Consider the following 11674-nt stretch of genomic DNA (forward strand, 5'->3'; position numbering starts at 1 on the left):
AATTCGCCGGGGCCTCATTGAAGCGAGGCGGCGAGCGGGTCGCTGTCGTTGGCCATGAGGACGTTTCCCCGGCGAATTCGCCGGGGCCTCATTGAAGCGGGGAGATTTTCCAGCGCAAGGGCGACGCGCCGGAGTGGTTTCCCCGGCGAATTCGCCGGGGCCTCATTGAAGCAAGTGGTCAACATTGTCCTGCTAATTTGGTTGCGGAGTTTCCCCGGCGAATTCGCCGGGGCCTCATTGAAGCATCATGTGGCTGCCGAACAGCCGGCGCCACCGGCTCTCGCTGCGGCGTCGCTCGCGCAGATCCAGGCCGACGCCGACCAGGGTATCGTCGCTCAAGCGCAGATTGAACCATTCGATGGGCACCCGCTCGCCGGTCCTGGTGGTGGTCTCCCACTCGTGCCATCCGGGCGCCAGCGACTGCATGCGGGCGACCACCCGGGCGCGGTAGGCCGCGTCCGGATAGATCTCGCTCAGCAGGTCGACGGCACCGGCCTGCGCGTTGGTCCACAGCCCAGTACCCCCTCGGCATGGCGGTTGAGCGTGAAGCGCTGCATGCCGGGCTCCCACAGCACCAGCAGGACCGGCAGGTGGTCGAACAGGCGCTGCAGTAGTTCACGCTGATGGGCCAGGGTCTCCTCGGTGCGGCGCCGCGTCGTGATGTCGAGACCGATACCGGCGACGAAGGTCTGGTCGGCACTTTCGGCGACGCAGAATTTGGTATTGAGCCAGACACTCTGGCCGCCATCGGCGTCGATGGTCTCCTCGACCACTTCGAGACTCCGGCCGGTGCGCAGCACCTCCTGATCGTGGCGCAGGAAGGCGGCGGCGATGTCGGCGGGCCAGTGATCGGCGTCGGTCCTGCCCAACCAGTCTGTCGCAGCGGTCTGGAAATGCTCCTCAAAGGCCCGATTCAGGTAGACATAGCGTCCCTCGGCGTCCTTCATCCAGGCGATGGTCGGACTGTGGTCCATGAAGCGCCGGAAGCGCTCCTCGCTGCGGCGGCGCGCCTCCTCGGCCTCCTTGCGGGCACTGATGTCCTCGGTGAACAGGATGATGCCGCCCACGGCGCCGTCGCCGTCGTACCAGGGCCGCAGTTCCCAACGCACCCAGTGTACGCCGCCGTCGACCCGCTCGAAACGGTCCTCTTCGGCCCACAGGACCTCGCCGGCAAGCCCGCGCCGATGGGCCTCCCTCCAGCGATTCGGCAACTCGGGAAAGATGGCGTAATGCGATTGGCCCAGGAGGTCGTCGCGATCGAGGCGGTAGTCCTCGATCCAGCGTCTGCTGGCGGCCAGATAGCCCATCTGGCGATCGAAGATGGCCAGCGCGACCGGCGCATGGTCGATGAAGACGCTGAGACGTGCCTGCGCCGCGCGCAGCGCATCCGCCGCCTGCCGGCCCGCGTCGGCGATGGCGGCCGCCCGCTGCGACTCGCGCCGCAGCACCACGAAGAGGCACCAGGCGCTGAACGCGACGAACTCCCAGTCCTTATAGAGATCGGCGCGGACGAATTGCTGGAGATCGGTGAACTGCCCGGCCAGTGCGTAATGGGTGAAGACCGTCCAGAGGCCGGCGGCGGCGGCATAGAGGCAGATGATCCGCAGGATGTCGGCGTCGCGCAGGGTGAAGGCGGGAAAGGGGGCGGCAGTGGTCGGTGTGGCAATGAGGCACTCGCGAGACCAGAGCGCTGCGTGCGGTCCGGCCCGGTGGTCGATGGGTGCGGCCGTGCGCGGGTCTCTCGGCCAGGGAGCGCTGCCGCGGCGCACGGTGGTGCGTCCAGGTGGGGGGCTTGGAGCGCTGGCCCTCGCGGCGGCCACAGGCGACGCACGGGGCCCTGCCCGAACCAGAGGCCAGAGCGGCTCGCCCCCACCGATGGGGTCAGGCAACCGCGCCCGGCATGCGCCGGCAGGTACTGCCCACTTTGTCAGAATAACCGACGCGGCGGGAAACACAATGACATAGAAATGGTACCGGGTGTACCCGCTACCAGGTACTTTTCGGCGACCTCTCACAAAGACTCGCCAGGCGGCGATCCCAAGCAGCGCTGGGAGCGAGTCGGCCCGCGTTGCGCTCCTCACAAATCTTTACCTGTAGGCCTCGCAAAGAGGACTATCCTTGTCGGCTATTATCGTGTTCGACCTGCGATAGCCCCCGTTATTCGGGAAGGCCGTGCCCCGGCGATGGTGAGCCATGACGGAGCGATGGCTGCCGACGCCTTTGCGGAGAGAGTATTTCATAGTGGCCGCCACCGAATCTGCACAGATCCTGATCATCGACGACACCCGCGCGAATGTGGCGGTCCTCTCGTATCTATTGGCGGACGAATACGCTGTGCGCTTCGCCAGCTCCGGCCCGCAGGCCTTTGACCTGCTGGCACAAGGCGCGCGACCGGACCTGATCCTGCTGGATGTCGTGATGCCGGGCATGGACGGCTATGCCGTGTGCGCGAAGCTCAAGGCCAATCCCGCCACCCGCGATATCCCGGTGATATTAATCACCGCCGCGACGGATGAGGACAGTGAGACCCAGGCCCTGAATGCCGGCGGCGTGGATTTCATCCAAACACCGGTCAAGGGGGCGGTGGTCCGGGCCCGGGTCCGCCTGCACCTGGAACTGCAGCGCAACACCCGGGCGCTGGAGGAGAGCCTGGCAGAGATCGCCCGGACCAATAAGCAACTGAAGGTGTTATGGCAGGCGTTCGAGCAAAGTCCGACCTCCATCGTGATCACCGCCGCGGACGCCACCATCCAATATGTCAATCCGCAATTCACCGAACAGTCCGGTTATACGCCCGCGGAGGCCATCGGGCAGAATCCCAGGATTCTGAACTCGGGCCTGACCCCGACATCGACCTTTGATGCGATGTGGAGCAGCCTCACGCGCGGCGAGCCCTGGAAGGGTGAATTGATCAACCGCCGGAAATCGGGTGAGGTCTATTGGGAAGAGGCCCATCTGGCCCCGGTCAAGGATGACGCCGGCCAGATCGCCCACTATATCGCGGTCAAGCTCGACATTACCGAGCGCAAGCAGGCTTACGAACGGATCGCCTATATGGCGCACCACGATGCGCTGACCGATCTGCCCAACCGCAGTCTGTTTTTTGAACAGGTCGCGCAGGCCCTGGAACGGGCCAGGCGCCATGGCAACCGCTTGGCCCTGCTGTTCATCGATCTGGACAAATTCAAACCGATCAACGATAGCTGCGGTCATGCGGTCGGGGACCTGGTGCTCCAGGTCGCGGCCAAGCGCATAACCGGCCGCCTGCGGGCCGCGGATACCGTCGGGCGCATCGGCGGGGACGAGTTCGTGGTACTGCTCACCGATGTCCAGGACGACCAGGGCGCGATGGAGGTCGCCGAAGGGATTGGCGAGGCGCTGCGCCAACCCATTATCCTGGATGACAAGACCCTCTCGATTTCATCCAGTATCGGCATGGCTTACTATCCCGACCACGGCAGCGATGCGATCGAACTGGCCCGGCATGCCGATGAGGCGATGTATCAGGCGAAGGAGCGCGGGCGGGACCGGCTGAAGGTCTTTCAAACCGGCGGCTACCACGACAAAGTCACGGGGGTTTACAACCGGCCATTCCTGGAGAAGCAGGTCGCCCTCGAATGTGCGCGCGCCCAACGCAGCGGTAACATCCTGTCGCTGCTCTTGATCGCAATCGACGACTTCAATGCCTATACCGAGCGCTTCGGCCACCCGGCGGGCGACGACGCGCTGCGCCTGGTCGCGAAGGTCTTGGAGTCGAAATTTCAGCGCCCGGGCGATCTCGTCGCTCGCTATGGTGCTGAGGCCTTTGCGTGCCTGCTCCCGGCGACCGATTTCGAACCGGCCCGGCAACTGGCCGAGCAGATCGAACATGCCGTGCGTACCCGCGCCCTGGGCCATGCCTCGTCCTCGCAGCTGCCATCGTTGACGGTCCATATCGGCATCGCCACCCGCCGCCGCGCACTCGACGGCGATTCCGCGGCCCTGTTGCAGTTGGCCGAGGAACAACTCGGGCAGGCCAAGCAACGCAGCAGCCCACAGATAGCCGGTAAGTTATTGGTGTCGACGCCGCCACACCAGCCATCCACCTAGAAAGAGCCGCTGCCACGCCAAGGCGCCTAGCTCGCCAAGATTGGCCTCAGCGTGTCGCCTTGACCACCACCGGACCTTGCGTAAAGCTTGACTCTTTGACAATCGCGCGGCCGTTATCCGCCCACCGGAACTTGTATTTGAATGCGATGGACCCTTCGCATTTTCCGATGTTGATTTCATCGGGCCATTTCTTTTTGATGCCCGTCCCGACGATGTGGGCGGTGGCTGCGCCTTCGGTATCGCTCGTGGGCGACCAGGAAATCAATTCAGTACGGGGCATGCCCGTCAGAGGGTCCCTGGCATCCGGGCTGCCCACCAGGTCTGCGGGCTTGCCGCAAAGCTCGGTGGCGAGCCGGCTGTCGTTGTATGGGCCGGAGGCGGCGAGTTGTTCCACGTCGTCGCGAGTGACAACATGGACGCACCCGGCGACGGGGACAGTTAGCGCGATGCACAAGGCGATGATGCGCATGCTAGGGCTCCTGATGGCCGAGGGAAATCTAGGTCTCTTGCCGATGAAGGGCGCTTAGCAACGATCGCCCCCGCTTGTGTCAGCAGCTAAATATAATCCCAGTTCGTCGGTTTCAACCACTGGCGCGGGCCGGGGTCGGCGACCCCGACCTGAACGTTTAGGGCACCGGCAGCGTCACCTACTCCGATCGCCCAAAACGTTGCGGGCGGGGCGAATGCCCCGCGCGGCTCGGGGCACCCAGCCGCTCGTAACGGCCTTGATCATCAATCCTGCCACTGGGAGCGCCGCACCCCAGTGCGGCACGATCCCGCAAGCAGCCGCAGGGGCGCGTGCTGCGGATGGGCCGGGCCGCGACTTGGGTGCGGCGCTCCCAGTCGGTCGGCCTGACGGCGCGGGCGTCTGCCCTGGCTGCGCTCCTCACAAAACTTTACGCCTCGGTCCCGCAATGGAGCTGAATTCGCTCTTCTCTGCCGCATGGGAAATCTGGCTGATCCAGGTATTGCTCTCCCGGCGCCCCCGGTATTTTGGTCCACTGATCGCTGGCAGGCCGGCGTGTGGGGCCCATTGGTCGCGATAAACATGGCCCGCGCCTGGTATATCTCGGTATTTGCACCACCGCTGACTGACTATCTATCCGGCCCCGTGTTCCAGAGCCCATTCATCTTGCTATTGATGTTGACCTGGCTGCTGATCGCCCTGAGCCAAGTCATCATGAACGCGCAGCGGTTGGAATACGATTTGCGGATGGCTCAGGGGCAACTGGAGCAGGCACGCACTGCCGCCGAGGCCGCCAACACGGCCAAGACCGAGTTCCTGACGCACATGAGCCATGAGATCCGCACCCCGCTGAACGCCGTGCTCGGCCTGGCCCAGGTGCTCAACCGCGAGCCGCTGCGCGATCACCAGCGCGACATGGTCCAGCGTATCCAGGATGCCGGCCAGTCTCTGCTCGCCATCCTCAATGATGTGCTGGATCTCTCCAAGATCGAGGCGGGCCAGTTGCGCATGGAGGCAGCGCCCTTCGATCCAGCGCTCCTGCTGGCCCATATCGACACCCTGATGGGGCCATCCGCCCGGGCCAAGGGACTCGCCTTACGCGTCGCGGCCCCAGCCATACCACCGGGACGCCTGGTGGGCGACGCCCTGCGTCTGCAACAGGTCTTGCTCAACCTGATCGGCAACGCCATCAAGTTCACCGAGCAGGGCGAGGTGACGCTGCGGGTGGCGGCGGTCGAGACCGACGCGTCGGCCGTACGGCTGCGGTTCGCGGTATGCGACCGGGGCATCGGCATCGCCCCCGCGGCCCTGCAACAGCTGTTCACCCCCTTCACCCAGGCGGACACGGGGATCATGCGGCGTTTCGGCGGCACCGGCCTGGGGCTGGCCATCAGCAAGCACTTGGTCGACCTGTTGGGAGGCGAGATCGGGGTCGAGAGCGCGCTCGGTTGGGGCAGCACCTTTTGGTTCGAACTCCCATTCGCCCGGGCGGCCGAGACGTCGGTGTCGGCCAGCGCCCCGGACGCGGTGGCGCAGCCGCCCACCCTGCCCCGCCTCACCGGCGCGCATCTGCTAGTGGTGGACGACAGCGCCATGAACCGGGACCTGGTTGAGCGCGTGCTCCAAATGGTGGCCCTGTTACTGATCTTCATCACCGCCAAGACGGACGAGGACAGCGAGACCCAGGCACTGAATGCCGGCGGCGTGGACTTCATCCACAAACCGCTCAAGCGGGCGGTGGTCCGTACCCGGGTCCGCCTGCACGGGGACCTGGTGCTCCAGGCGGTGGCCAAACGCATGACCGGCAGCATTCGGGCGGCGGATAGCGTCGGGCGGATCGGCGGAGACGAGTTCGTGGTGCTGCTGACGGATGTCCAGGATGAGGAGCAGGCTGTCAAGGTCGCAGAAGGGATTGGCGAGGCGCTGCGGCAGCCTTTTATCCTGGATGGCAAGACCCTGTCGCTTTCATCCAGTATCGGCTTGGCCTGCTATCCCGACCACGGCAGCGATGCGATCGAACTGGCCAGGCATGCCGATGAGGCGATGTATCAGGCGAAGGAGAGCGGGCGGAACCGGCTACAGGTTTTTCAACCGGACGGATTCTATGACAAAATCACTGGTGTCTATAACCGGCCATTCCTGGAAAATTAGTGCCGGAACGCCTGCCTGAGCTCCTGATCCTGGTGCTGGGCCTGCTGCTGAGCCTGTCGGTCGCCTGGGCGGCCCATGTGTGGGAGGCGAGCAGCGCGCGGTATATCCGCGAGGACCTGGCGGTCTATGCCCAGACGATTGGGCAGCAACTCCAGTCACTGGTCGCGGCGACCCAGGCGCTGGCCCAATTCTACAATCACTCGGATCGGGTGCGGCCGGAGGCAATCTATGCCCGCATCGGCCCGGAGTTGGTCGCCGCCCTCACCGGTGAGCCACGCCATCTCAATTTTCAGCATACCTTTCCTGATGGTCAGCGCCGGTATCTGGAGGCGCACCTCTCCCCTTTCTGGATCGCGGGAGCGGTGCAGGGCGTGGTGGTGAGTCTTCACGATGTCACCAAGGCCGCCGGGAAGAACCGGGTGATCCTGGCCGGCGCCTGTCACCCACTGAACAACCTTGGCAGGCTTGACGCTTGGGCGTGATTGCCCTTTCTCGGCCCGTTAGACTAGCCTAGAGCCTAGCGAGCTTTCCAGGAAATCGCCTAAGCCCTACCCCGACCTTCTCGACCAGCGCGGCAGCCGATGTCCACCAAGTACACACCGTTCCGAGTGCTGATCGCACTCCTCCTGTGCCTCGTCGACGCCATTGGGTTGGCACAGGACAGCACTACCGGGCTGCCCGGGCCGGCAGAGATCCGCGAGGAGACCACCCGCATCCTTGAGATCGGCGCCGCGCTGGCGGTGCTGCATGGCTATCGCACGCAGGAATCCGAGCGCCTCGCGGCCGAGCTCGCAGCGCAGGAACGCACCCTGCGTACCGCCGATGTTCACCCCGACATGCTGCGCGAGGCCGCGCTGGCGCGCGACTCGATGCGCGCGCGCGACGCCTTTATCGAGGGTCAGATGGCGCACCGGCGCTCCGTCCTGGCCGGGCTGCGACAACGCATCTCGGCGCTGGGGCGGGGTCTCGACGATGTCCCAGCCGATGACCGGGACACCCAATCACAGCGCGAGATTTTGCGACTGCTGCAGGAGCAGGCCCAGGCCCTGCGCGCACTGATCGATGGGTTCGGGCGCTTGCTGGCCGCCGACCGGCGCAATGAGGCCCTGAGCGCACAGCGCCTGCGGCTGCTCCAGGACCGTATTGGCCTGGATGCCGTCGACCGCCCCGCGGCCGCTGCGCAGGACCCGCGGGCGCTGCCTTTGGAGACGGCGATCAGCGGGTTCTTGAGTGAATCGGGGCGTCTCGCCGCCGAGGCGGGGGCCATCGCGGGGAACGATCCCGCTGCTTCCACCCGGCGCACCCAGCTGGCCATGCGCCTCAACGACGCGGGCACGCGCGCCTTTCTGGCCGACAACGACCTCGACTTGATCGGTCTGGGCGCGCAATTGGACCGCCTGGTCGCCCTGCGTGAGGACAGCGCCATGCCCGTGGGTCTGCTCACGCAGGCGCTGGACGCGCTGCAACTCCTGGCGGATCAACTGCGCAGCCTGCAGGCCGAACTGGCGGATGAACGCCAGGCCTTGGGGGTGCGCCGAACGCTACTGCGGGGCCGCGGCCTGGAGGACGGCCCACTGTGGGTGGTGACCGCGGAACTGGAGGGACTGATCGATAACCAGGGTCAGCGCGTGGCGGCCCTGCTGGAGCGCCTCGCGCCGGAGCCGGCCCGCTTCGCCGGGCAGATCGCGGCGCTCGATGCCGCCGCCCTGACCGAACGGCTGCCGCTGCCGGGTCTGCGCCGGGATTGGCGACGGATCGGCGCCGGGATCGCCGCGCTGCCGACCCTGGTCATCCGCCAGCAGGGCGCCCTGGCGCTGGACCTGGAGGGGCGTTTCACGGATTTCAGCGGGGCCGACTGGGCCATCCTGGTCGGCGGTGCCCTGGCGCTCAGCATCTCGACCTTGGGTCTGAGCGGGTGGCTGGGGCGGCCGGGGCTCACACTGGGGCGGCGACTGGCCGTGCCGGTGCGGGCACTGGTCCCGGTCCTCCCCTGGGGCATCCCCGCCCTACTCTGGGTCTGGCTGGGCACGTATCTCGACCTGCCGACGCGGCAATGGCTACCGGGCCTGCTGTTGCTCGGGGCCTGGCCCTCCTGCGCCTTCTTTCTCGCCCTGGCCCGGGCCGAGCTGTTCGCCCCCGGTCTGCCCGCTGAGACATCCGCGGCACGCGCAGCCTTCTATCGGCGCCTGCGTTGGGGGCTGGTGCTGGCCGCCGTGGTCGGCACCGTTTATGTGACGACCCACTCGCTGCCGCTCTCGCCCCTGGTGGGCGATCTGCTCGACCGGCTGGCCATGGTCGGGCTGCTGCTGCTCGCGGTGCCGGCCTTCGGGCTGAAGAGGCTGATCCTGGGCCTGGCGCAGGCGCCCGCTCAGACCCCGGTTCAGGACGCGGCTCAGGACGCGGCTCAGGCCGGCGGCCCGGACTTGGGGCCAACCCTGACGGAACCGGTGCACCCGATCCGCCACGGGCTGCGGTTCCTCGCCTGGCTCTCGCGTGCCATCGCGGCTGCCCTGGCGGCGGCCGGCCTGCTCGGGCTCGCGGGCTTTCTCAATCTGGCCTGGGCCATCGCCGCCGACCTGGGCTGGCTGGCGCTGGTGGTGACCCTGCTGCATCTCACCCGCGCGGCGCTCGACGATCTGTACGACGTCGCCGCGCGCTACTGTGAACGCCTCGGCGGTGACGCGGGCAATCTGCGCGGCGAGCTATGGCAGCGGCAGTTTCTGGAGCCGGCCTACGCGCTCGCGGTCCTGCTCGCCTGGCTCGCGGCCCTCTGGGGCCTGGTGCGGTTGTGGGGCTGGAGCGCGCAGACACCGCCGCTGCGCACAGCGCTGGAGTGGAGCGAGCGCTCACTGTTCAACGCCGGGCATCTGACCCTCACGCCCCGGGATCTCGTCATCGCAGGCCTCCTCGTCGGCGGGGCCTTCTGGATCGGCGCCTGGTTCCGGCAGGTCAGCTTCCAACTCGCCTACGCCCGGGTGCGCGATCAGGGGCTACGCAATGCGCTGAGCATCTTCACCCAATACCTGGTGATCTGCTGTGGGGTCGTGCTGGCGCTGAAGGTCATCGGACTGGGCCTGACCACCCTGCTGGTCTTCGCCGCCAGCCTGGGGGTAGGCATCGGCTTCGGGCTGCAGAACATCGTCAACAACTTCATCTCCGGCATCCTGCTGCTGGTGGAGCGCCCGGTGCGGGTGGGCGACATCGTGACCCTGAGCGGCCACGAGGGGGAGGTGACGCGTATCGGCTTCCGGTCGCTGACGATCCGGACCTTCGACAAGCAGGAGGTCTTCATCCCCAATGGGTCGCTGATCGCCGGTGAATTGATCAATTGGACGCGCAGCGACGACGTGCTGCGCACCGTGCTGAACGTGGGGATCGGCTATCAGGATGATCCGGACCACGCCATCGCGCTGGTGCGCGAGATCCTGGCCGGCTATCCCCTGGTGCTGCGCGCACCCGCGCACCAGGTCACGCTATGGGAGTTCGGGGACTCCGCCATCCGGTTGCGGGTGGAATACTACCTGCATTGTCTAGGTCCGGTGGGACCCGTCGCGGTGCGCTCAGAGGTCAACCGGCGCATCTGGTACGGCTTCCGCAAGGCCGGCATCAGCATCCCCTATCCCCAGCACGACCTGCATATCTATCCGGCACCGGCCGGGGTGCCCGTGGAGCTGCCCCCACCCATTGCGCCAGAATAGGAGCCGGCAGGATAGCGACCATGCCCCCACGCGGGAGTCTGCTAGACTTCGCGGCAACCAACCGTAAACCTGGACGGTTCCCGATCGGCACCGCAGAGACATTGGGAGGCGGGATGGATCATGTGACGCAATTGCTGGTGGTGGACGACGACCCGGTCAGCCTGGCCGTCATCGCGGAATTCCTGCGCGATGCCGATTGCGCGCTGACCTGTGCCGCCGATGGCATTGAGGCGTGGGAACGGCTGGACGCCGAGCCCGCCCGCTTTGATGCACTGATCCTGGACCGGCTGATGCCCCGCCTGGATGGCATCGCACTGACCCGCCGGGTCGTCTCCGACCCACGCTTCGAAGACTTGCCGATCATCATGCAGACCGCCGCCAACGGCGCGGAGGATGTTGCCGCCGGACTCGCGGCCGGGGTCTGGCACTACCTTGCCAAGCCCTATGCGGCGCAGGCGCTGCGGCGGGCCTTGACGGCCGCCCTGGAGGATCGGCACAACCGCCAGGAATTGCGCCGACTGCGTGCCCAGACCGCCATCACCCGCGTCCCGCTGTATGAGGGACGCTTGCGTTTCCGTGACATCGAGCAAGCCCGTGCGCTGGCGGCACAACTGGGGAACCTGAGCCCACGCCCCTTCCAGGTGTCCATGGGGCTCGCGGAACTGATGATTAACGCCGTCGAGCATGGCAACCTCGCGATCGGCTACCAGCGCAAGGGCGAACTCCTGGAGCAGGGGGGCTGGCTGGAGGAGATCGAACGCCGGCTGGAAGACCCGACCCTGGGGGGACGCTGGGCGGAGGTGAAGCTGACCCGCGAGCCTCACTGCCTGCGTTTTGCGGTGCGCGATGAGGGTGCCGGTTTCGATTGGGTCCCGTATCTCGAGTTGAACGGTGAGCGTGCCTTCGACATCCACGGCCGGGGGATCGCCATGGCCCGCCGACTCGCCTTCGACCGCCTCGACTATCAAGGCAGCGGCAATCTGGTCCTGGCCACTGTGTCGGTCGCTCCCCCGACGCGGGGACAAGCATGATCCTGGAAAGGACCGTTGTCACGCCAAGGCGCCAAGCTCGCCAAGGTATTTCAGTGCGTTATCGGCGGCGTGCGATTCACCCGGCGGATGATTTACATGGCGGTTTCAACTTTGAAGTGCAACGGCAGTGTTCAAGAGCCTGATTTCTTGTGACATAACTTCCTCGGGCGTGAGAAAGCCGAGGCATTTTCTGGGACGCGTATTGAGCGCCGTCGCGATCTGGGTCAGGTACCGCTGGG

General features: G+C 66.2%; 7 protein-coding genes, 1 pseudogene and 1 CRISPR repeat array. Of the genes and pseudogenes, 5 read left to right on the forward strand and 3 right to left on the reverse strand.

What is annotated here, in order from left to right; genetic code table 11:
- A CRISPR array of direct repeats spans window positions 1-245; the repeat unit is 24 nt; unit sequence AATTCGCCGGGGCCTCATTGAAGC.
- 228 nt (window positions 246-473) lie between these two features.
- The gene (locus tag QZY44_RS01275; protein WP_295441165.1) at window positions 474-1769 is read right to left on the reverse strand and encodes a PAS domain-containing protein; all 1296 of its coding nucleotides are present in this window, start codon (window positions 1767-1769) and stop codon (window positions 474-476) included.
- 472 nt (window positions 1770-2241) lie between these two features.
- Between QZY44_RS01275 and QZY44_RS01280 the strand changes: the two genes are divergently transcribed.
- A complete protein-coding gene (locus QZY44_RS01280) occupies window positions 2242-4089 on the forward strand; it encodes a diguanylate cyclase (protein ID WP_295441168.1) in 1848 nt (615 codons plus the stop codon).
- A 46-nt stretch (window positions 4090-4135) separates the two neighbouring features.
- Here QZY44_RS01280 and QZY44_RS01285 read toward each other — a convergent pair whose 3' ends face one another.
- Window positions 4136-4558, reverse strand: coding sequence for a hypothetical protein (locus QZY44_RS01285; RefSeq protein WP_295441171.1), 423 nt, complete (start codon window positions 4556-4558; stop codon window positions 4136-4138).
- Between the two features lie 579 nt (window positions 4559-5137).
- Between QZY44_RS01285 and QZY44_RS01290 the strand changes: the two genes are divergently transcribed.
- The 4 genes from QZY44_RS01290 to QZY44_RS01305 all read left to right on the forward strand — a co-directional run bounded on the left by QZY44_RS01290 (window position 5138) and on the right by QZY44_RS01305 (window position 11435).
- Complete coding sequence (locus QZY44_RS01290; protein ID WP_295441174.1) at window positions 5138-6706, forward strand: ATP-binding protein; 1569 nt, start codon at window positions 5138-5140, stop codon at window positions 6704-6706.
- Window positions 6706-7188, forward strand: a complete 483-nt coding sequence (locus QZY44_RS01295) for a PAS domain-containing protein (protein ID WP_295441176.1) — start codon at window positions 6706-6708, stop codon at window positions 7186-7188. Before QZY44_RS01290 ends, QZY44_RS01295 begins: the two co-directional genes overlap by 1 nt.
- Before the next feature lie 99 nt (window positions 7189-7287).
- Complete coding sequence (locus tag QZY44_RS01300; RefSeq protein WP_295441178.1) at window positions 7288-10404, forward strand: mechanosensitive ion channel domain-containing protein; 3117 nt, start codon at window positions 7288-7290, stop codon at window positions 10402-10404.
- A 113-nt stretch (window positions 10405-10517) separates the two neighbouring features.
- Window positions 10518-11435: a response regulator gene (locus tag QZY44_RS01305; RefSeq protein WP_295441181.1), complete on the forward strand. Its 918-nt coding sequence runs from the start codon at window positions 10518-10520 to the stop codon at window positions 11433-11435.
- A gap of 105 nt (window positions 11436-11540) precedes the next feature.
- Here the strand turns inward: QZY44_RS01305 and QZY44_RS01310 are convergent.
- Window positions 11541-11674, reverse strand: a pseudogene (locus tag QZY44_RS01310) (IS30 family transposase); the annotation flags it as partial.

Origin of the sequence: uncultured Thiodictyon sp. (assembly GCA_903837595.1) — a bacterium.
Taxonomy (GTDB): domain Bacteria; phylum Pseudomonadota; class Gammaproteobacteria; order Chromatiales; family Chromatiaceae; genus Thiodictyon.

What these genes read in the sequence shown, in the direction of transcription:
- QZY44_RS01285 (WP_295441171.1), bottom strand. Translation starts at nt 4,558, where the DNA reads ATGCGCATCATCGCCTTGTGCATCGCGCTAACTGTCCCCGTCGCCGGG.
- QZY44_RS01290 (WP_295441174.1), top strand. Translation starts at nt 5,138, where the DNA reads ATGGCCCGCGCCTGGTATATCTCGGTATTTGCACCACCGCTGACTGAC.
- QZY44_RS01300 (WP_295441178.1), top strand. Translation starts at nt 7,288, where the DNA reads ATGTCCACCAAGTACACACCGTTCCGAGTGCTGATCGCACTCCTCCTG.
- QZY44_RS01305 (WP_295441181.1), top strand. Translation starts at nt 10,518, where the DNA reads ATGGATCATGTGACGCAATTGCTGGTGGTGGACGACGACCCGGTCAGC.